This window comes from Pseudomonas sp. IT-93MI4 (genome assembly GCF_949767635.1).
GTDB classification, from domain to species: Bacteria; Pseudomonadota; Gammaproteobacteria; order Pseudomonadales; family Pseudomonadaceae; genus Aquipseudomonas; species Aquipseudomonas putida_A.
The window spans coordinates 319349-339281 of sequence record NZ_CATKPP010000055.1 but is presented as its reverse complement, the minus strand read 5'-3'; the positions used below and the strand labels follow the sequence as shown (position 1 = coordinate 339281).

The 19933-nt window shown below is 60.2% G+C and carries 19 protein-coding genes; 9 read left to right on the top strand and 10 right to left on the bottom strand.

The window, feature by feature from the left end; all coding sequences use genetic code 11:
* Positions 1-837: 837 nt before the first annotated feature.
* The 5 genes from ACM6I7_RS22505 to ACM6I7_RS22485 all read right to left on the bottom strand — a co-directional run bounded on the left by ACM6I7_RS22505 (position 838) and on the right by ACM6I7_RS22485 (position 4706).
* Complete coding sequence (locus ACM6I7_RS22505; RefSeq protein ID WP_025111684.1) at positions 838-1065, bottom strand: hypothetical protein; 228 nt, start codon at positions 1063-1065, stop codon at positions 838-840.
* A gap of 2 nt (positions 1066-1067) precedes the next feature.
* On the bottom strand, positions 1068-1781 hold the full coding sequence (locus ACM6I7_RS22500; RefSeq protein ID WP_096795130.1) for a lipopolysaccharide kinase InaA family protein: 714 nt from the start codon (positions 1779-1781) through the stop codon (positions 1068-1070).
* Positions 1782-1785: 4 nt separating this feature from the next.
* Positions 1786-2454: a class I SAM-dependent methyltransferase gene (locus ACM6I7_RS22495; RefSeq protein WP_027612050.1), complete on the bottom strand. Its 669-nt coding sequence runs from the start codon at positions 2452-2454 to the stop codon at positions 1786-1788.
* A 304-nt stretch (positions 2455-2758) separates the two neighbouring features.
* Positions 2759-4033: a sensor histidine kinase gene (locus ACM6I7_RS22490; RefSeq protein WP_096795131.1), complete on the bottom strand. Its 1275-nt coding sequence runs from the start codon at positions 4031-4033 to the stop codon at positions 2759-2761.
* Positions 4023-4706 (bottom strand): response regulator transcription factor, encoded by a 684-nt coding sequence (locus tag ACM6I7_RS22485; protein ID WP_025111688.1) that lies wholly within the window; start codon positions 4704-4706, stop codon positions 4023-4025. Before ACM6I7_RS22485 ends, ACM6I7_RS22490 begins: the two co-directional genes overlap by 11 nt.
* A gap of 203 nt (positions 4707-4909) precedes the next feature.
* On the opposite strand from ACM6I7_RS22485, the gene ACM6I7_RS22480 reads away from it, so the two are divergent.
* Positions 4910-6859: an LTA synthase family protein gene (locus ACM6I7_RS22480; protein ID WP_414889313.1), complete on the top strand. Its 1950-nt coding sequence runs from the start codon at positions 4910-4912 to the stop codon at positions 6857-6859.
* A gap of 258 nt (positions 6860-7117) precedes the next feature.
* Here ACM6I7_RS22480 and groL read toward each other — a convergent pair whose 3' ends face one another.
* From groL to ACM6I7_RS22460, 4 genes are all read right to left on the bottom strand, one after another.
* A complete protein-coding gene (groL, locus tag ACM6I7_RS22475) occupies positions 7118-8764 on the bottom strand; it encodes a chaperonin GroEL (RefSeq protein WP_039765873.1) in 1647 nt (548 codons plus the stop codon).
* 51 nt (positions 8765-8815) lie between these two features.
* Positions 8816-9109 carry a co-chaperone GroES gene (locus ACM6I7_RS22470; RefSeq protein ID WP_007916610.1) on the bottom strand — a complete coding sequence of 98 codons (294 nt, stop codon included), beginning with the start codon at positions 9107-9109 and terminating at the stop codon, positions 8816-8818.
* Positions 9110-9367: 258 nt separating this feature from the next.
* Positions 9368-9844, bottom strand: a complete 477-nt coding sequence (locus ACM6I7_RS22465; RefSeq protein ID WP_096795133.1) for an FxsA family protein — start codon at positions 9842-9844, stop codon at positions 9368-9370.
* Between the two features lie 65 nt (positions 9845-9909).
* Positions 9910-10641, bottom strand: coding sequence for a HugZ family protein (locus ACM6I7_RS22460; RefSeq protein ID WP_414889312.1), 732 nt, complete (start codon positions 10639-10641; stop codon positions 9910-9912).
* Between the two features lie 164 nt (positions 10642-10805).
* Between ACM6I7_RS22460 and ACM6I7_RS22455 the strand changes: the two genes are divergently transcribed.
* Positions 10806-11564 (top strand): SDR family oxidoreductase, encoded by a 759-nt coding sequence (locus tag ACM6I7_RS22455; RefSeq protein WP_016773416.1) that lies wholly within the window; start codon positions 10806-10808, stop codon positions 11562-11564.
* Positions 11565-11693: 129 nt separating this feature from the next.
* Here the strand turns inward: ACM6I7_RS22455 and apbC are convergent, their stop codons facing one another.
* Positions 11694-12788 (bottom strand): iron-sulfur cluster carrier protein ApbC, encoded by a 1095-nt coding sequence (gene apbC, locus ACM6I7_RS22450; protein ID WP_027612056.1) that lies wholly within the window; start codon positions 12786-12788, stop codon positions 11694-11696.
* 321 nt (positions 12789-13109) lie between these two features.
* On the opposite strand from apbC, the gene metG reads away from it, so the two are divergent.
* From metG to nth, 7 genes are all read left to right on the top strand, one after another.
* A complete protein-coding gene (metG, locus tag ACM6I7_RS22445) occupies positions 13110-15161 on the top strand; it encodes a methionine--tRNA ligase (protein WP_115988997.1) in 2052 nt (683 codons plus the stop codon).
* A 132-nt stretch (positions 15162-15293) separates the two neighbouring features.
* The gene (locus tag ACM6I7_RS22440) at positions 15294-15863 is read left to right on the top strand and encodes an electron transport complex protein RnfA (RefSeq protein WP_103367379.1); all 570 of its coding nucleotides are present in this window, start codon (positions 15294-15296) and stop codon (positions 15861-15863) included.
* Positions 15860-17074, top strand: a complete 1215-nt coding sequence (locus ACM6I7_RS22435) for an RnfABCDGE type electron transport complex subunit B (RefSeq protein ID WP_414889311.1) — start codon at positions 15860-15862, stop codon at positions 17072-17074. Before ACM6I7_RS22440 ends, ACM6I7_RS22435 begins: the two co-directional genes overlap by 4 nt.
* Positions 17061-18041, top strand: a complete 981-nt coding sequence (locus ACM6I7_RS22430) for an RnfABCDGE type electron transport complex subunit D (protein WP_414889310.1) — start codon at positions 17061-17063, stop codon at positions 18039-18041. Before ACM6I7_RS22435 ends, ACM6I7_RS22430 begins: the two co-directional genes overlap by 14 nt.
* Positions 18041-18646, top strand: coding sequence for an RnfABCDGE type electron transport complex subunit G (locus tag ACM6I7_RS22425; RefSeq protein ID WP_333988609.1), 606 nt, complete (start codon positions 18041-18043; stop codon positions 18644-18646). The genes ACM6I7_RS22430 and ACM6I7_RS22425 overlap by 1 nt, the downstream gene beginning before the upstream one ends.
* Entirely contained in the window at positions 18643-19224 is a 582-nt protein-coding gene (locus ACM6I7_RS22420) for an Rnf-Nqr domain containing protein (protein ID WP_414889309.1), read from the top strand. Before ACM6I7_RS22425 ends, ACM6I7_RS22420 begins: the two co-directional genes overlap by 4 nt.
* A complete protein-coding gene (gene nth, locus ACM6I7_RS22415) occupies positions 19221-19859 on the top strand; it encodes an endonuclease III (RefSeq protein ID WP_003227707.1) in 639 nt (212 codons plus the stop codon). The genes ACM6I7_RS22420 and nth overlap by 4 nt, the downstream gene beginning before the upstream one ends.
* Positions 19860-19933: the final 74 nt, after the last annotated feature.

The following is a 19933-nucleotide window of genomic DNA, read 5'->3' as shown; positions in this document are numbered from 1 at the left end:
GTGCCGGCCCCTTCGTGAGCAAGCCCACTCCCATCCTTGATCGCGGCAAGCCCCCCAATCCTTCATCCACCACAGTCCCCTGTGGGAGCGGGCTTGCTCGCGAAAGCGTCAGGTCAGTCAGCAGCAATGCTGAATGTGCCGGCCCCTTCGTGAGCAAGCCCACTCCCACCCTTGATCGCGGCAAGCCCCCCAATCCTTCATCCACCACAGTCCCCTGCGGGAGCGGGCTTGCTCGCGAAAGCGTCGGGTCAGTCAGCAGCAATGCTGAATGTGCCGGCCCCTTCGTGAGCAAGCCCACTCCCATCCTTGATCGCGGCAAGCCCCCCAATCCTTCATCCACCACAGTCCCCTGTGGCAGCGGGCTTGCTCGCGAAAGCGCCAGGTCAGTCAACAGCAATGCTGAATGTGCCGGCCCCTTCGTGAGCAAGCCCACTCCCACCCTTGATCGCGGCAAGCCCCCCAATCCTTCATCCACCACAGTCCCCTGTGGGAGCGGGCTTGCTCGCGAAAGCGTCAGGTCAGTCAACAGCAATGCTGAATGTGCCGGCCTCTTCGTGAGCAAGCCCACTCCCACCCTTGATCGCGGCAAGCCCCCCAATCCTTCATCCACCACAGTCCCCTGTGGCAGCGGGCTTGCTCGCGAAAGCGTCAGGTCAGTCAACAGCAATGCTGAATGTGCCGGCTCCTTCGTGAGCAAGCCCACTCCCACCCTTGATCGCGGCCAGCCACCAATCTCCATCTTTCGCCGATCCCACAGGGGAATGGTGTGATCCCTGGAACACGCGCAATAAAAAAGGCCTCGCATCTGCGAGGCCTTTCATTTTGGCTTCAATCGGTTCAACTCTGTGGCCTCATCCCTTGAGAAAGTCCGAACATGAACAACAACAGATCATGGTCAGGTTTAGTCGCCACGGAGGCTTTCGCCACCCGTGGTACTGCGCAGTGAGCATCGCCTGTGGTAGCACCGATCACCTGCATGCGGGGCTGCTCCCAGGCCGCCACCGCCAATGAAGCAACTGCCAAGGCTCCAACCAAAAACAAACCTCGTGCAATTTCGAGTTTCATCGCTATAAACCTTTGATAGCGCTGCCAAACGCCGTCTCATAAAAGTAGACGAGTTTTTTCCAGTCCGTATCGCTGAACGACGAATGGCGACGCAATTGCTTCATGTCATGGGAGGCCGCGCGATAAGCGGTCAGACGCTGACGGCATTTCTCCAGATCGATCAATGCCACTTCGACCTGGGCCGAATCACCTTCGCCGGTCACCCGTACAAAAACGTGTTTGATGTAGATGCAGCTGTGCTGCCAACGACCCTTGTGCATGCGCGCGAGGTTTTCAGCCAGGTCTTTGAGAACGCGCTCGTAAACCGCTTCGCCATACTGGGCACGGCCACCGGCGGCTTCCCACTTCTCGAGTTCGTCGAAACCGTCCAGCGACTTGGTCACCAGCAGCGCACGCCACTTGTGTTGCGGATCGGGCTGCGCGCCGCAGAAGACGATTTGCGGGACGCGTACACCGAGGCGGCTGACACCGGTCAGGGCATCCAGCTCTCGCAAGACTGTCGGCCGGCCGAAAGGATGCAGCCAACTGCGATAGATATGTCCGGTCTGGCGCTTGGCATACAGTAACTGGCCGTCACGGCCCACGACTCGTTGCACACCACTTTCCCCGCCACGGCGCACGTTGGGTTCTTCCACCCATTCACCGCGCTGGTTCCAGTAGTAGTCGAAGCGATCCTGGGGAGCGACTTCCGTTTCTGCTGCTATTTGCACCGCCATCCTGTTACCTCTTGCGTAATACGTAAACCCGCCACATGGCATACAGCGGAATGAAGTCCAGTTGTTCCTGAATGCGAAAACCTGCGTCTTCGAACTCTTTTTCTACTGTCACAGCCGGTAACACAAACCGGTTTTGGTAACCTTCCTGCCCACGGCGCTGTTCAGCGCGTTTGCGTTTCCAGGCCTTGAAATTACCGTCCACCCACAACGAAATGATTACGCTGTCACGGGTGACACGCTCGAATTCGCGCAAAATCGTCCGCCGATGTTCGGCTTCACCGATGTGATGCAGCAAACGCATACAGAAAATGCTGTCGACGGCGTTATCAGGTAAGGCAATGTCGAACGCAGACGTGTGCAAAGGTTGTACCCGTTTCACCACATCAGCCGGTTGCGCCTGCATCGCGGTCTTGATCATAGACTCGGAATTGTCCGCGCCAATGATCACCCGATTGGGTTTTTCCGCCAGCAACGGCCAGAAACGCCCTGCACCACACGGCAGATCCAGAACCAGCCCCGGCTCGCCCGCCAGCGTCAACGCCTTGCGGGCCAGTTGCTCGTCCCGCCAATGTGACAACCGACGACCGAGACCGTCCTGGTGCTTGCGCAAATATTTTTGTGCGTGCTGGTCATCATACTTTTCGGAAAAATCGAGCTTGATCGGACTGCTCATTTCAGGACTCCTGAATAACTGATGCCCCTACCATAGGTAGTGGCATGTCAGCGTCAGGTCGTCCCTTTGTGAAAATTACGTCAGGTAAACCGGCAAACTATTACAGGGTTTTACAGGGAGAAAGCAATAGCGCGGGGCCATCAGCTGAATCCGGCGGCCACTGATGATTCAATACTGCCGTTCAATCCCCTTCGCGAGCAGGCTCGCTCCCACCTTTGTACCGCAGATATCTGTGGGAGCGAGCCTGCTCGCGAAGGCGTCATCAAATACCAGCACTCAGGGCGCGGCCGCTTGGGTTTGGGGTTCAACGCTGCCCCAGCGTCACCTCAAAGCGGCAGCCATTGGGCTGCATGGTGCTCAACGTCACCTCCCAGCCCTGGTTTTCACAGATCCGCTGCACCAGCGACAAGCCCAGGCCCAGGCCTTCGCCGCGCTTCTCATTGCCGCGCACGAAGGGCTGGAACATGGCCTCACGTTTTTCCTCGGGAATGCCGACGCCCGAGTCTTCGACGACGAAGCCGTTGTCGTTGAGCGTCAGGCGGATGAATCCGTGCTCGGTGTAGTGACAGGCATTGCGCAGCAAGTTACCCATGACGGCGCTGAGCAAAGTCGCGTTGAAGCGAGTGTCCGGCGGATTGCCCGGCTCGAACATCAGCTGCAGCCCTTTCGATTCGATCGGTTCACGCCAGATACTCAACAAGCCATCGGCCACCTGACTGATGTTCTGCTGCGGTGCCGAACCGGCGTCTTCACGCTGGGCGCGGGCGAGCATCAGGAACGTCTGCACCAGTTCACGCATTTCTTCGCTGGCGCGGGCGATGCGCTCGACCTGGGCACGACCGCGTTGATCCAGCCCCGGATTTTCCAGCAGCAGTTCACAGGAACTCGCCAGCACCATTAACGGTGTGCGCAGCTCGTGGCTGACGTCACTGGTGAACAGCCGCTCCCGAGTCAGTGCCTGACGCAGGCGCCCCAGCGTGGCATCGAACGCCACCGCCAGTTCGCCGACTTCGTCAGCCGCATAGTCCGGCGCCAGTGGCGGCGCCAGACCGAGCAACTGATCGCGATGCCGTACTTGCCGTGCCAGGCGCACCACCGGCGCCATGACCTTGCGCGCCAGCACCCATCCGAGGAATACCGCCAGCGCCAGACTGAGCACAAAGCCCACCAGCACCACGGCAAACAGCACGCGCTCGCGCTCTTCGAAATCGCTTTGATCCTGCAGCAGCACGTAGCGCCGACCGTCGACGATCTCGACCATCGCGTGATACGACAGCTGCTCGCGGAACACTTCGTGGAACCCCGCATCGAGGTGACGCAGATCCTTGGGCAGCTCGAAATCACCCGGTCCGCCGCTGAAATAGAACAACTGGTCCGGTTCCGGGCGATGGCTCCAGTCCGATACGTTGTCCATCAGCAGCAGACGCTGCAGGTCGCCGCCCAGCCCCGCCGAAATCAGTTTCTCCTCCACCAGGTGCACGGTCGCCACGATGCCCATGGCGAAGGCCCCGGCCACCAGCGCACTCATCAGCGCAAAGGCGATGATGATCCGCTGGGAAAGGCTTTGCTTAAACTCCATCACGCCCCTCGGCCAAGCGGTAACCCACGCCGTGCACGGTTTGCAGCAACGGCTTGGCAAATGGCTTGTCGATCACCTGACGCAATTGGTGGACGTGGCTGCGCAGGCTGTCGCTGTCCGGGCAGTCATCGCCCCACAGCGCTTCTTCGAGAATTTCCCGGCGCAGGACATGCGGACTCTTCTGCATCAAGACTGCCAGCAGCTTGAGGCCGACCGGGTTGAGCTTGAGCAATTTGCCTTCGCGGGTCACTTCGAGGGTGTCGAGGTCATAGGTCAGATCACCGACCTGCAACGCACGGCGTCCGCCACCCTGAGTCCGGCGCATCACCGCCTCGACCCGCGCCGCCAGCTCGGACAGGGCAAACGGTTTGACCAGATAATCGTCGGCCCCGGACTTGAAGCCCTGCAGACGGTCGTCCAGTTGATCGCGGGCGGTGAGCATGATCACCGGCGTATCGCGCCGGGCATCTTCACGCAGGCGCTTGCACAGGGTGTAGCCGTCGATCCCCGGCAGCATGATATCGAGCACGATCAGGTCGTAATGCTCGGTGGCAGCCAGATGCAGGCCCGACAAGCCGTCCTGGGCACAATCGACGGTATAGCCTTTGAGCCCCAGGTAATCGGCCAGGTTGGCCAGGATATCGCGGTTGTCTTCGACCAATAGAATTCGCATTGGCATCTCCTCCGTACACAGTGACGGCCGTCATGGCCCGCGCAGCTTAAGGCCAACGCCGGTTCAGGGCTAGGGCCGACAGGTGTGCAAATCAATTTGCCCAGGCAAATTAAATGTTTAACAAAGTTTTCACTATCGATTCACAACCTGACTACAGTGACGCCGCGAAACTCGCGCGCCATTGATATAAGGAAAACTAGACAATGGACCTTCTCAAGACCGCGCCCGTGCGCTTTCTGCTGCTCATCACCGGCGCCTGGCTGGTCATCTTTCTTCTGACTCGAGCGGTACTGCTGCTGACTCACCTGGATGAGGCCGGCGGCTTCGCCCTGTCGGTGTTCGGCATCGGCGCGCTGTACGACCTGGGTTTCCTTGCCTATGCGGCATTGCCGATGGGCTTGTACCTGCTGCTCTGCCCGCCGGGCCTGTGGCGGCGTCGTGGACATCGCGGGTTTCTGCGCGCCCTGCTGACAGTCAGCCTGTTCGCCATGCTGTTCGTGGCAGTGGCTGAATGGCTGTTCTGGGACGAGTTCGGCGTGCGCTTCAACTTCATCGCCGTCGATTACCTGGTGTACTCGGACGAAGTGCTGAACAACGTCCTTGAGTCGTACCCGATCGGCAAACTGCTGAGCCTCCTCGCGGTACTGGCCGTGGTGATCAGCTTTGCCTTGGGCAAGCCGTTCAATGCCGCCATGAATGCCCCGCTGCCAGCGCTGCGCGGACGTCTGCTCAGTGCCTTGGGCCTGTTGATCGTCGCGGGCCTCAGCCTGCAACTGCTCAGCCAGGACGCCCCGCGTGCCCAGGGCGGCAACGCCTACCAGAACGAACTGGCCAGCAACGGTCCGTATCAGTTCTTCGCCGCGTTCCGTAACAATGAACTCGACTACACCCAGTTCTACAAGAGCCTGCCGGCGGAAAAAGTCGCCAGCCAGATCCGCGCCGAGCTGAGCGAAAGCGACGCGCGCTTCATTGGCAAGGATCCACAGGACATTCGCCGGGTTATCGACAACCCGGGCACCCCGCGCAAGCCAAACATTGTGCTGGTGACCATCGAAAGCCTCAGCGCCAAGTACCTGGGCAGCAATGGCGACGGTCGCAACCTGACGCCCAACCTCGACGCGTTGCGCAAGCAGAGCCTGTACTTCAACAACTTCTACGCCACCGGCACCCGCACCGATCGCGGTCTGGAAGCGATCACCCTGGCCATCCCGCCGACGCCGGGCCGCTCGATCGTCAAACGCATCGGCCGTGAAAGCGGTTTCGCCAGCCTTGGCCAGCAGTTGAGCGCGGTGGGTTACGACAGCGTGTTCGTCTACGGCGGACGCGGCTACTTCGACAACATGAACGCGTTCTTCAGCGGCAACGGCTATCGTGTCGTCGACCAGAGCAGCGTCGATGAAGCCGAGATCCACTTCAAGAACGCCTGGGGCATGGCCGACGAAGATCTGTACCGCCAGACTCTGAAACTGGCGGATGCCGACTACGCCAAACAGCAACCGTTCCTGCTGCAACTGATGACCACCTCCAACCATCGCCCTTACACCTACCCGGACAATCGAATCGACATCAAATCCGGCAACGGCCGTGATGGTGCGGTGAAGTACACCGACTATGCGATTGGTCAGTTCCTGGGCCAGGCGCGGCAGAAGCCGTGGTTCGACAACACGATCTTCATCTTCGTCGCCGACCACACCGCGGGCAGCGCCGGCAAGGAAGACTTGCCGATCAGCAACTATCAGATTCCGCTGTTCATCTACGCGCCGAAAATGATCGAAGCTCGCGAGAGCGCGCAACTGGCCAGCCAGATCGATCTGGCCCCAACGCTGCTGGGCTTGCTCAACCTGGATTACACCTCGACGTTCTTTGGTCGCAACCTGTTGCAGGACAACCCGTTGCCACCGCGCGTGGTGGTCGGCAACTACCAGCACCTGGGTCTGTTTGATGGCAAGGATCTGGCGATCCTCAGCCCGCGCCAGGGCTTGCGCCGGCATGACGATGCGTTGACCGAGAGCCGTGAATCGCGAGTTACCAGCGACGATCCGCTGGTCAGCCGGGCCATTGCGTATTACCAGGCGGCCAGTTATGGCTTCAAACAGCAGTTGTTGAGCTGGAAGCCGGCGAAGGACAGCACTGTCCAGGTCAGCGAGCAGTAACCGTCAATAGAAACGCCCCGGGCTGATGCACCGGGGCTTTTTTTTGCGCAACCGGTTATCACAGGAAATCCAGATCCCAATGTGGGAGCGAGCCTGCTCGCGAATGCTGTGCATGCGTCACAGCTGTAGTGACGGGGTGATTGCTTTCGCGAGCAGGCTCGCTCCCACAGGGGATGGTGTGAAGCCTGGAGTCCGCGCAATAAAAAACCCCGCCTGCTCATCGCAGGCGGGGTTTTTCGTTACAGGGGTAAGGCTGGCTTACATCATGCCGCCCATGCCACCCATGCCGCCCATGTCTGGCATACCGCCGCCAGCTGCACCTTCTTTCTTCGGTGCATCAGCAACAGCCGCTTCGGTGGTCAGGATCAGACCGCCAATCGAGGCTGCAGCTTGCAGAGCGGAACGGGTTACCTTGGTTGGGTCCAGGATGCCCATTTCGATCATGTCGCCGTATTCGCCCGAAGCAGCGTTGTAACCGAAGTTACCTTTGCCGTTCTTCACTTCGTTGACGACTACGCTTGGCTCGTCGCCGGAGTTGGCAGCGATCTGGCGCAGCGGCGCTTCAACAGCGCGACGCAGTACAGCGATACCGACGTTCTGGTCAGCGTTGTCGCCGGTCAGTTCGGTCAGGGCTTCCAGAGCACGGATCAGCGCAACGCCACCGCCAGGTACCACGCCTTCTTCAACGGCTGCACGGGTTGCGTGCAAGGCGTCTTCAACGCGGGCCTTCTTCTCTTTCATTTCAACTTCGGAACCAGCGCCAACCTTGATCACTGCAACGCCGCCGGACAGCTTGGCCAGACGCTCTTGCAATTTTTCACGGTCGTAGTCCGAGGAAGTCTCGGCAACCTGGGCGCGGATCTGAGCGATACGTGCTTCGATGTCGCCTTGTACGCCAGCACCGTCAACGATGATGGTGTTTTCCTTGGACAGGGTCACGCGCTTGGCGTTACCCAGGTGCTCCAGGGTGGTGCTTTCCAGGCTCAGGCCGATCTCTTCGGAGATCACGGTACCGCCGGTCAGAACGGCGATGTCCTGCAGCATGGCCTTGCGACGGTCGCCGAAGCCTGGAGCCTTGACGGCTGCAACCTTGACGATGCCACGCATGTTGTTCACGACCAGAGTCGCCAGGGCTTCGCCTTCAACGTCTTCGGCAACGATCAGCAGTGGACGGCCGGCTTTGGCAACGGCTTCCAGCACTGGCAGCATTTCGCGGATGTTCGAGATCTTTTTGTCGACCAGCAGGATCAGCGGGCCGTCGAGCTCGGCAACCATGGTGTCCGGCTTGTTGACGAAGTACGGGGACAGGTAGCCACGGTCGAACTGCATGCCTTCTACAACCGACAGTTCGTTTTCCAGGCCCGAGCCTTCTTCAACGGTGATCACGCCTTCTTTACCGACTTTTTCCATGGCTTCGGCAATGATGTCGCCGATGGAGTTGTCGGAGTTGGCGGAGATGGTACCTACCTGAGCGATAGCCTTGGTGTCAGCGCATGGCTTGGACAGGGCTTTCAGCTCTTTGACGATCGCGATGGTCGCTTTGTCGATACCGCGCTTCAGGTCCATCGGGTTCATGCCGGCAGCGACGGCTTTCAGGCCTTCGTTGACGATCGATTGAGCCAGAACGGTCGCGGTGGTAGTACCGTCACCAGCGTCATCGTTGGCACGGGAGGCAACGTCTTTGACCAGCTGCGCGCCCATGTTTTCGAAGCGATCTTCGAGTTCGATTTCCTTGGCGACGGAAACGCCGTCCTTGGTGATGGTCGGAGCGCCGAAGCTCTTCTCGAGAATCACGTTACGGCCTTTCGGGCCCAGGGTCGCTTTTACCGCGTCAGCCAGAACGTTGACGCCTTTGAGCATCTTGGAGCGAGCGGCATCGCCGAACTTAACTTCTTTAGCAGCCATGATCGATATTCCTTAAATACTTTGTAGTAACGGGAAAATGAACGGGGGGTGTCAGCCTTCGATAACAGCGAGGATTTCGTTCTCGCTCATTACCAGCAGGTCTTCGCCGTCGACTTTCACAGTGTTGCTGCCGGAGTAAGGACCGAACACAACCTTGTCGCCTTCCTTCACGGACAGTGCACGCACTTCACCGTTTTCCAGAGCCTTGCCCGGGCCTACAGCGAGAATCACACCGTGGTTGGCTTTTTCAGCAGCCGAACCTGGCAGGACGATACCGCCAGCGGTTTTCTTTTCTTCTTCGCTGCGACGGATGACGACGCGGTCATGCAGAGGACGAAGCTTCATTGTCGATCTCTCCTAATTGTGGTTTTCATCGGCCGGTGTAGTCCCGGCGGGTTTAACAAATCCGGCCTGCGCCGGTTGCGGTTCGTCGAGCAAACCGCGGAAGTCTGTCCGGCTTGAATGCCGGAAACCTTTCGGTGACCGATACATAAGGGCGCATAAGCTTATTACAAGGGCGGGGGCAGAAAATTTTTCATCGGTTGCCCCTTGAATGCCGCGCATAAAGAAACGGCACCCGAAGGTGCCGTGTCGATGCAGGGGTTACTTGCTGTCGCGATGTTCGAACTCGCCTTCGATCACATCACCCTCGCGGCCCAGAGGCTGGCGCGGTGCAGGACCGCCACGGGGTTGCAGGTCGTCGGCGAAGGCCCGCTGACGGATCGCCTGTTCTTCGGCGCGCTGACGCATTTTATTGGCCAGCAGGCGACGGGTGAATGGCAGAAGCATCACCAGACCGACCACGTCGCTGATGAAGCCCGGCAGGATCAACAGGCCACCGGCCAAGGCGAGCATCAGGCCTTCAAGCATGGTCTGTGCGGGCAACTCACCGCGATTCAGGCTTTCACGGGCACGCAGTGCCGTGGCCAGACCGGCGACGCGCAGTACGAACACACCGAACATCGAGCCGAGAATGATCAGCAGCAGGGCCGGGAAAAACCCGATCGCCCCTGCCACTTTGACGAATACGAACAGCTCCAGCACCGGAAACAGCAGAAAGAGCAACAAAAAAGGGCGCATCAAAGATTCCTCAACGCAAGAAATGCCTTGCAGTAAGCCTTAGATGACGTCGCCCTTTCGTGAATTCAAGCGTCGGCCACCGCATTTTTTGGCCAGACCTCGGCGTGAGCCAGAGAAACCAAGGCTTCGCGCACTTGTATCGGCGTATGACAGGGCGCTGGAAACGGCAGCCAGTACAGTGACTGACCGATGCGCAGGTGCATGCCTTCGCTGTCGATCCCGGCCAGTTGCGCCGGTACGGTTTTCGGCAACCCGCTGAGCTCCACGTAGTGGGCGATGGCTTTGGCGTGATCGCTGTTCATGTGCTCGACCATGCTGATTTCCGCCTTGCCGGCAAACGGGTTGGCCAGGGTTACTTGATCGACCCAGTGAATCGCACCGAAACCGCCGATGTAGCGGTGCCGCACCGGATTGAGCACCCAGAAATCAAAGTCGTGGGCCTTGTGATAGTTCTGCGAGTCGGGGAAATACCGGTAGTAACGCTCGGCGGCGGCTTCGATGGCAGCCGGGTCTTCGAGCTTCTGCGCTTCGGCCAGGTAGGTCAGGCGACCAACGGCCTGCACGTCGTCGGCCTCACGCTCACCTACCAGCAGCGAACATTTCGGATCTTTCTGCAGGTTGTGGGTGTGCTGGGCGATGCGGCTGATCAGGATCAGCGGGCGGCCCTGCTCATCCAGGCAATACGGCACCACCGAGCCAAACGGGAAACCGGGCATTGATTTGGAGTGGGTGGACAATACGCCACGGTATTCCTTGAGAAGCAATTCTCGGGCATTCTTGGCCGCTTCAACGCTCAATTTATGACTCCTTAATTAGAATCCGTCGAAAAAACGGACAGGCGCCTGGGGATAAGTCCCGGTCACGCCATCGGGCAATGCTCATGTGCAATCCGGCCATAACCGGTACGGATCGAGCGTCGCCAATAACAAAAACCACTCAGACCGGCTATCGGGGCATGCGAATGCAACTCAACGACAAAGTAATCATTATCACCGGCGGTTGCCAGGGTTTGGGCCGTTCCATGGCCGAGTATTTCGCCGGCAAAGGCGCGAAGCTCGCGTTGGTCGACCTCAATCAGGAAAAACTCGATGACGCGGTGGCAGCCTGCAAGGCCAAGGGCGTCGAGGCGCGCAGCTATCTGTGCAACGTGGCCAATGAAGAACAGGTTGAGCACATGGTCGCGCAGGTTGCCGAAGATTTCGGCGCGATCCATGGCCTGATCAACAACGCCGGGATCCTGCGTGACGGCCTGCTGCTCAAGGTCAAGGACGGCGAAATGACCAAGATGAGTCTGGCCCAGTGGCAGGCGGTAATCGACGTCAACCTGACCGGCGTGTTCCTGTGCACCCGTGAAGTGGCGGCGAAAATGGTCGAGCTGAAGAACAGCGGCGCGATCATCAATATTTCTTCGATCTCCCGAGCCGGTAACGTCGGCCAGACCAACTACTCTGCCGCCAAGGCTGGCGTGGCCGCAGCCACTGTGACCTGGGCCAAGGAGCTGGCGCGCTACGGCATTCGCGTGGCAGGCATTGCGCCGGGCTTCATCGAAACCGAGATGACCCTGGGCATGAAGCCGGAAGCGTTGGAGAAGATGACTTCGGGGATTCCGCTCAAGCGCATGGGCAAGCCGGAAGAGATCGCCCATTCGGCGGCGTACATCTTCGAGAACGACTATTACACCGGGCGGATTCTGGAGATGGATGGCGGTTTGCGGATCTGACTGCCAACACAGAAACCTATGTGGGAGCGAGCCTGCTCGCGAAAGCGGTGGGTCAGACAACATTTTCGTCGACTGACACACCGCCTTCGCGAGCAAGCCCGCTCCCACAGTTGATTGTGTTTCAGGCTATCAATCGTCACTGATGCTGATATTCGGCATCGCCGGCGTTGCCGCTTCCTGCAACACAATGCGTGCGCCGACGTGGCGGGCCAGTTCCTGATAGACCATCGCAATCTGGCTGTCCGGTTCGGCGATCACCGTTGGCTTGCCGCCATCGGCCTGCTCGCGGATCAGCATCGACAGCGGCAGCGAGGCCAGCAGTTCGACGCCGTATTGGGTCGCCAGCTTTTCGCCACCGCCCTCACCGAACAGATGTTCGGCATGTCCGCAGTTCGAGCAGATGTGCACCGCCATGTTTTCCACCACGCCCAGCACCGGAATGTTGACCTTGCGGAACATTTCCACGCCTTTGCGCGCGTCCAGCAGCGCCAGATCCTGCGGCGTGGTGACGATCACCGCACCGGCCACCGGGACTTTCTGCGCCAGGGTCAACTGGATGTCGCCGGTACCTGGGGGCATGTCGATCACCAGATAATCCAGGTCACCCCACGCGGTTTGCGTAACCAGTTGCAGCAGTGCGCCGGAGACCATCGGCCCGCGCCAGACCATCGGCGTGTTGTCGTCGGTCAGGAACGCCATCGACATGACTTCGACACCGTGGGCCTTGAGCGGCACAAACCACTTCTGATCCTTGACCTCGGGGCGGGTGCGCTCGGGGATGCCGAACATGATGCCCTGGCTCGGGCCATAGATGTCGGCGTCGAGAATCCCCACTTTGGCGCCTTCGCGGGCCAGCGCCAGCGCGAGGTTGGCCGCGGTGGTCGACTTGCCCACACCGCCCTTGCCCGAAGCCACGGCGACCACATTCTTGACGTTGGCCAGCCCCGGGATCTGCGCCTGGGCCTTGTGCGCGGCAATCACGCTGTTGACCTCGACCTTGGCGATCGTCACCCCATCAAGATTTTCGATGGCCAGTTGCAGCAACTGTGCCCAGCCGCTCTTGAACAGACCGGCGGCGTAACCGATTTCCAGCTGCACGTTGACGCGATCACCGACGATCTCGATGTGCTTCACGCAACCGGCGCTGACCGGGTCCTGGTTCAGGTAGGGGTCGGTGTATTGGCTGAGGACGGCTTCCACCGCTGCGCGAGTGACGGCACTCATGGGCAACTCCGATAACAAGACTGGGAAAAGATGGCGGGTATCGTACGCTGGACGCAGATTTGTGGCGAACTGATTACTTGAGCAAGTCAGCACCTGTGGCGAGGGGATTTATCCCCGATCGGCTGCGCAGCAGTCGCAGAACCATCACCCGCGGTGTACCTGATAGGCCCTGATATCGGGTTTGGGGGCGGCTTCGCCACCCATCGGGGATAAATCCCCTCGCCACAAATGCTCTCAAAGTACCCAGCGGCACAGGGTGAAAAATATGCGCCAGCGCTTTATAGTGGCCGACCTCCGTTTCATCAAGTAGCGAAGCCCCACATGTCCGAACCACGCAAGATCCTCGTCACCAGCGCCCTGCCCTACGCCAACGGTTCGATTCACCTTGGCCATATGCTGGAATACATCCAGACCGATATGTGGGTGCGCTTCCAGAAGCATCGCGGCAATCAATGCATCTATGTCTGTGCCGACGACGCCCACGGTTCGGCGATCATGCTGCGCGCGGAAAAGGAAGGCATCACCCCGGAACAACTGATCGCCAACGTGCAGGCTGAACACAGCGCCGACTTTGCCGAGTTCCTGGTCGACTTCGACAACTTCCACTCCACTCACGCCGAAGAAAACCGTGAGCTGTCGAGCCAGATCTATCTGAAGCTGCGTGACGCCGGGCACATTGCCCAGCGCTCGATCACCCAGTATTTCGATCCGGAAAAGAAAATGTTCCTGGCCGACCGCTTCATCAAGGGCACCTGCCCGAAATGCGGCACCGAAGACCAGTACGGCGACAACTGCGAAAAATGCGGTGCGACCTACGCGCCAACCGATCTGAAGGATCCGAAGTCGGCGATCTCCGGCGCCACTCCGGTGCTCAAGGATTCCCAGCATTTCTTCTTCAAACTGCCAGACTTCCAGCAGATGCTGCAGACCTGGACCCGCAGCGGCACCTTGCAGGACGCCGTGGCCAACAAGATCGCCGAGTGGCTGGACGCCGGCCTGCAACAGTGGGACATCTCCCGCGATGCGCCGTACTTCGGTTTCGAGATCCCGGACGAGCCGGGCAAGTACTTCTACGTGTGGCTGGACGCGCCGATCGGCTACATGGCCAGCTTCAAGAACCTCTGCAACCGCACGCCGGAGCTGGACTTCGACGCGTTCTGGGGCAAGGACTCCACCGCCGAGCTGTACCACTTCATCGGCAAGGACATCGTCAACTTCCACGCCCTGTTCTGGCCTGCCATGCTCGAAGGCGCCGGTTTCCGCAAGCCGACCGGGATCAACGTGCACGGCTACCTGACCGTCAACGGCCAGAAGATGTCCAAGTCCCGTGGCACTTTCATCAAGGCCCGTACCTACCTGGATCACCTGTCGCCGGAATACCTGCGCTACTACTACGCGGCCAAACTGGGCCGTGGCGTCGATGACCTCGATCTGAACCTCGAAGACTTCGTGCAGAAGGTCAACTCCGACCTGGTCGGCAAAGTGGTCAACATCGCCAGCCGTTGCGCCGGTTTCATCCACAAGGGCAACGGCGGCCTGCTGGTCGACAATAATGCTGCGCCAGAGCTGACCGAAGCCTTCCTAGCTGCGGCGCCAAGCATTGCCGACGCCTATGAAGCCCGCGACTTTGCCCGCGCCATGCGTGAAACCATGGCCCTGGCCGACCGCGCCAACGCCTGGATCGCCGACAAGGCCCCATGGTCGCTGAACAAGCAGGAAGGCAAGCAGGATGAAGTCCAGGCGATCTGCGCCACTGGCATCAACCTGTTCCGCCAACTGGTGATCTTCCTCAAACCGGTGCTGCCACTGCTGGCCGCCGACGCCGAGGCATTCCTCAACGTCGCCCCGCTGACCTGGAACGACCACACCACGCTGCTGGCCAACCATCAGCTCAATGAATTCAAGCCGTTGATGACCCGCATCGACCCGGTGAAAGTGCAAGCCATGACCGACGCCTCGAAAGAAGACCTGACCGCCAGCCAGACCGACACTGGCGCTGCCGCGCCTGCGGGCAACGGCGAACTGGCCAAGGATCCGCTGTCGCCGGAAATCGACTTCGACACCTTTGCTGCTGTCGACCTGCGCGTGGCTTTGATCGTCAAGGCTGAACACGTGGAAGGTGCGGACAAGCTGCTGCGCCTGACCCTGGACATCGGTGACGAGCAGCGCAACGTATTTTCCGGGATCAAGAGCGCTTACCCGGACCCGTCGAAACTCGACGGTCGCCTGACCATGATGATCGCCAACCTCAAGCCGCGGAAAATGAAGTTCGGCATCTCCGAAGGCATGGTGATGGCCGCCGGCCCTGGCGGTGAAGAAATCTACCTGCTGAGCCCGGACAGCGGCGCCAAGCCGGGTCAACGCATCAAGTAAGACCCAGCGCTGAAACGATCCCACAGGCATGTTCTGCAGGCCTGTGGGATTTTTCATATCTGACCCACCCATCGCGGGTGCCGGATAATGCCTAACCTTAAGTGACACCCGCCCGTTGCTGCCGGCAGAACCATGACCGAACTTGCACTTACGCTGATCAGTGCCGCCCTGCTCAACAACTTCGTGTTGCACTGGCCGCTGGGCGTCGATCCGCTGCTGGCCGGCAGTCGGCGTCAGGTGCATGCGCTGGGGTTGGCGACGGCGTGCCTGATGCTGAGCGTCGGCTTCATCGGGTACGTGCTCTGGCACTGGCTGCTGGTGCCGCTGCAACTGCAGGCACTGCAGCTGTTTGTATTCTTGCCGCTCAGCGTACTGCTGATCGCGCCGCTGCTGAAGCTGTTGGCTCGTGCGCTGCCAGACTGGCCGTTCGACGGACTGTGGCCGCTATTGCTGGGTAATGCCGGCGTACTGGGGCTGGCCTTGATCAACGCGCAAAATGATCGCGGCCTGCTGCAAGCAACAGCGCTGAGCATCGGCGCCGGGCTGGGTTTCTGGCTGGTACTGAGCCTGTTCAGCGACTTGCGTGAACGCACGGCGGACAACGACATTCCCCTGCCCTTTCGCGGCTTGCCGATCGACCTGATCGGCGCCGGACTGATCGCAGTGATTTTTCTCGGATTCAGTGGACTGATCAAAACATGAGTCTGATTCAACTCATCGATGCCCTCCTGCCGCAGACCCAATGCGGCAAATGCGGCCACCCCGGGTGCAAGCCGTATGCGCAAGGCATCGTCGATGGCGAACCGATCAACAAGTGCCCGCCCGGCGGTGACGAAACCGTCGCCGCCCTGGCTGAACTGTTGAACGTGCCGGTGCTGGAACTGGACGTCAGCCGTGGATCGGCACCGCCACAAGTGGCGTACATCCGCGAGGCCGAGTGCATCGGCTGCACCAAGTGCATCCAGGCCTGCCCGATCGACGCCATCGTCGGCGCGGCGAAACTGATGCACACCGTACTGATCGACGAATGCACCGGTTGCGACCTGTGCGTGGCGCGGTGCCCGGTGGACTGCATCGAAATGCACCCGCTGCCGCTCGGCACCTTGCCGGTGGTCGGTGGCCTGGCTTCCAGCCTTGAAGAACTGCGCGCACGCGCGGCCAAACGCGATCATGCGCGCCAGCGTTTTGAACGCCGCAACGCCCGCCTGCAGCGCGAAGAACAGCAGAAACAGGCTGAGCGCGAAGCCCGGGCGCAGCGTGCAGCGCAACCGGCGGTGGCCACCCTCGATCCAGTGCAAGCCGCTCTGGAACGGGTGCGCGCGCAGAAAGCCGCAACCGCCGACGCGGCATTGAAAAAAGCCAAGATCGATGTCGCCATGAGCCGCGCGCAATTGCACAAATCGCTGAAAGCCTTCGGCCATCCGCCGACCTTCGAACAGCAATCGCAACTGATCGTGTTGCAACAGCAGTTTGAAGCCGCCGAACAGGCGTTGGCGAAACTCGAAAGCAGCGCCGCCACCGCTCCAGCCGCTGCGGCCCCGGTTCCGGCGAAAGACGCCGACCTGAAACGGGCGAAAATCCAGCTGGCCATGCGGCGCGCCGAATTGAAAAAGGCCCAGACCGCCGAAGCGCCAGCCGAGCAAATTGCCACGCTGGAACAGGCACTGCGTGATGCCGAGCAAGCCCTTCACGCCGCCGAGACGGCGAGCGAGCAGCCTGCGCCTGACCTGGTGCGGGTGGAAAAGCGCCCGATCGACAATCAGCTCCGCCAGTTGAAAACCGAACTGGCCTACGCCCGCGCCGACCTGAACAAACTCGAACGCCGCGCCGACACGCCGGGCGAAGTCCTCGACAAGGCCCGCGCTCGCCTGCAGGCCGCCGAGCGTCAGGTGCAAGATCATGTCGCCCCGTGAAGCACCGGATGATCGCCTGCAACAGGCGATGAAGCGGGTGCTGCTGGCCACGCTGCCGGGGCTGTTGGCGTTGTTCTGGTTCTACGGCTGGGGCGTGTTGATCAACCTGATCCTGGCGGCGAGCACCGCGCTGCTGATCGAGGCCGGCGTCGCCCGCCTGCACCGACAGCCACTGCAACCAACGCTCAGCGATGGCAGCGCACTGGTCAGCGCGACACTGCTGGCCGCCGCCCTGCCACCCTATTGCCCATGGTGGCTGACAGTTACGGCGGTGGCTTCGGGCCTGCTGTTCGGCAAACATTTATACGGTGGCATCGGCAAGAATCCGTTCAATCCGGCCATGCTCGGTTTCGCCCTGGCGATGCTGCTGTTCCCGCAGCCAATGACCCACTGGCCGGCGCATGGCATGAGTCTGCAGGCCGCTTTTGCACAGGTCCTGAATCTGGGTCAGGCCCCGGACGCCTGGGTTCAAGCCACCGCGCTGGACAGCCTGCGCATCAACAAAAGTCTGACCATGGATGAATTGTTCGCGGCCAATCCGGCGTTCGGCCGTTTCGGTGGACGCGGCGTGGAGTGGATCAATCTGGCGTTTCTCGCCGGTGGACTGTTTTTATTGCAGCGCCGGGTGATTGCCTGGCAAGCGCCAGTTGGCATGCTGACCAGCCTGTTTGTCGTCAGCCTGCTCTGCTGGAACGGTTCGGGTTCGGATTCCCACGGCTCGCCGCTGTTTCATCTGCTGAGCGGCGCGACCATGCTCGGTGCCTTTTTCATCATTACCGAACCGGTATCCGGCGCCAAAAGTTCGCTGGCCCGACTGCTGTTCGGCGTGGGTGTCGGCTTGCTCACTTACCTGATCCGAACTTGGGGCGGCTACCCGGACGGTCTTGCGTTTGCGGTGTTGCTGATGAATCTCTGCGTGCCAGCGCTGGAACGTTTTGCCGCTGCCCGCCAGACGCAGGTGCAATAATGAGCCGCGCAGCTGCTTTCGTGGCGCTTGTGCTGCTGGCCGGTGCCGGTCTCGGCCTGACTTATGTGGTGCAGCGCGCCAGTGCGCCGCAGATTGCCAGCGAGCAACGCCTGCTCGACAGCCGCAAATTGCTGGATCTGATCGCGCCCGATGCCTACGACAATCAGCCGCTGGAGCAGCCGCTGGCGCTGACTGATACAACATTGAGCCACAGCACGCTGCTGACAGGTTACCGCGCAAGCAAATCCGGTCAGCCAGTGGCAGTGTTGTTGCGCACCCAGACCGAGGGCTATGCCGGCGCTATCGAACTGCTGATCGCCATCGATGCCAACGGCAGACTGCTGGGGGTAAAAACCCTGCGGCACAACGAAACGCCGGCGCTCGGCGGACTTATCGGCGACTGGCCGAACCAATGGCTGGCGACTTTTACCGGCAAGTCGCGCAACTCACCTGACGACGCAGGCTGGGCGCTGAAAAAAGATCAGGGACAGTTCGATCAACTGGCCGGGGCAACCGTCACTTCCCGGGCCACCGTCAATGCCATTCATGACGCCCTGCGTTACTTTGATGAGCACCGCGCAACCTTGCTGGGGAGCGGATCATGATCCGGCCAACGAATCTGACAAATACGTTGATGCTGATGCTGCTGCTTGGCACCAGCGCGACATTGGCTGGCGCGCTGGGCATGCTGTTGATGTCGAGCGTTGTGGTGGTGGTTTACGGCGCATGCATCGGCCCGCTGCGCTCGCGGTTGTCTGGCAACAACCTGATGCTGGCCAGTCTGCTGCTGGCCGCCACCCTGACCAGTTGCGCCAATATCCTCGCGCAGCGCTGGGCGTTGCAGTGGCAACAGTCAATCGGAATCTATGCCGGGCTGATCGCCTTGCAATGCGTAGCGCTGGAATACAATGGATTCTTTCGTCAGGCATTTGGCCTGCGCCTGACGTTTTTTGGCCTGTCGAGCGGGCTGCTACTGGCGCTGGCGGTACTGCGTGAACTGTTCGGTCAGGGCCACATCGGCCGTGGCCTGTCGGAACACTGGCAAGGCATGGTTCTGTTCTGCGACGGGCTGCAGTTGCTCACCCTGGTTCCCGGCGCCTTCATCGTGCTCGGACTACTGCTCGCCGCCCGCCAAGCCTGGACCCGCTCGACCGCTCTCTCCAAGGAAACACATCACCCATGAATGCCGCCAAACGTCTGGAAATTTTCCGCAGACTTCATGAAGACAATCCCGAGCCGAAGACCGAGCTGGCCTATTCCTCACCGTTCGAGTTGTTGATCGCAGTCATTCTTTCGGCGCAGTCAACCGACGTCGGCGTCAACAAGGCTACGGCCAAACTGTTCCCGGTGGCCAATACCCCGGCGGCGATCCACGCGCTGGGCGTCGAAGGGCTGTCCGAATACATCAAGACCATCGGCCTCTATAACAGCAAAGCGAAAAACGTGATCGAGACCTGTCGCATGCTGGTCGAGTTGCACAATGGCGAAGTCCCGCAGACGCGTGAAGAACTGGAAGCGCTGCCCGGCGTCGGTCGCAAGACGGCCAACGTGGTCCTCAATACCGCTTTTCGCCAACTGACCATGGCGGTCGACACGCACATTTTTCGCGTGAGCAACCGCACCGGCATTGCCCCGGGTAAAAATGTGGTTGAAGTGGAAAAGAAGCTGATGAAGTTTGTGCCAAAAGACTACCTGCTGGACTCCCACCACTGGCTGATTCTGCACGGTCGCTATGTGTGCCTGGCGCGCAAGCCACGCTGTGGCAGCTGCCGCATCGAAGATTTGTGTGAGTACAAACACAAAACCTCGGACGATTGATTGGCTATTGGAATAATTGATTCTTCGATTGAAAAAATCTTTTTTACCCGCAGCAGGAATATCGATATAAGGGG

Excerpts from the sequence above, each read along its gene's own strand:
- nth (WP_003227707.1), top strand. The coding sequence starts at position 19,221 with ATGAATGCCGCCAAACGTCTGGAAATTTTCCGCAGACTTCATGAAGAC.
- ACM6I7_RS22440 (WP_103367379.1), top strand. The coding sequence starts at position 15,294 with ATGACCGAACTTGCACTTACGCTGATCAGTGCCGCCCTGCTCAACAAC.
- ACM6I7_RS22465 (WP_096795133.1), bottom strand. The coding sequence starts at position 9,844 with ATGCGCCCTTTTTTGTTGCTCTTTCTGCTGTTTCCGGTGCTGGAGCTG.
- ACM6I7_RS22470 (WP_007916610.1), bottom strand. The coding sequence starts at position 9,109 with ATGAAGCTTCGTCCTCTGCATGACCGCGTCGTCATCCGTCGCAGCGAA.
- ACM6I7_RS22500 (WP_096795130.1), bottom strand. The coding sequence starts at position 1,781 with ATGGCGGTGCAAATAGCAGCAGAAACGGAAGTCGCTCCCCAGGATCGC.
- metG (WP_115988997.1), top strand. The coding sequence starts at position 13,110 with ATGTCCGAACCACGCAAGATCCTCGTCACCAGCGCCCTGCCCTACGCC.
- ACM6I7_RS22495 (WP_027612050.1), bottom strand. The coding sequence starts at position 2,454 with ATGAGCAGTCCGATCAAGCTCGATTTTTCCGAAAAGTATGATGACCAG.
- ACM6I7_RS22480 (WP_414889313.1), top strand. The coding sequence starts at position 4,910 with ATGGACCTTCTCAAGACCGCGCCCGTGCGCTTTCTGCTGCTCATCACC.
- ACM6I7_RS22485 (WP_025111688.1), bottom strand. The coding sequence starts at position 4,706 with ATGCGAATTCTATTGGTCGAAGACAACCGCGATATCCTGGCCAACCTG.
- apbC (WP_027612056.1), bottom strand. The coding sequence starts at position 12,788 with ATGAGTGCCGTCACTCGCGCAGCGGTGGAAGCCGTCCTCAGCCAATAC.
- ACM6I7_RS22505 (WP_025111684.1), bottom strand. The coding sequence starts at position 1,065 with ATGAAACTCGAAATTGCACGAGGTTTGTTTTTGGTTGGAGCCTTGGCA.
- ACM6I7_RS22490 (WP_096795131.1), bottom strand. The coding sequence starts at position 4,033 with ATGGAGTTTAAGCAAAGCCTTTCCCAGCGGATCATCATCGCCTTTGCG.
- ACM6I7_RS22455 (WP_016773416.1), top strand. The coding sequence starts at position 10,806 with ATGCAACTCAACGACAAAGTAATCATTATCACCGGCGGTTGCCAGGGT.
- groL (WP_039765873.1), bottom strand. The coding sequence starts at position 8,764 with ATGGCTGCTAAAGAAGTTAAGTTCGGCGATGCCGCTCGCTCCAAGATG.
- ACM6I7_RS22430 (WP_414889310.1), top strand. The coding sequence starts at position 17,061 with ATGTCGCCCCGTGAAGCACCGGATGATCGCCTGCAACAGGCGATGAAG.
- ACM6I7_RS22435 (WP_414889311.1), top strand. The coding sequence starts at position 15,860 with ATGAGTCTGATTCAACTCATCGATGCCCTCCTGCCGCAGACCCAATGC.
- ACM6I7_RS22425 (WP_333988609.1), top strand. The coding sequence starts at position 18,041 with ATGAGCCGCGCAGCTGCTTTCGTGGCGCTTGTGCTGCTGGCCGGTGCC.
- ACM6I7_RS22420 (WP_414889309.1), top strand. The coding sequence starts at position 18,643 with ATGATCCGGCCAACGAATCTGACAAATACGTTGATGCTGATGCTGCTG.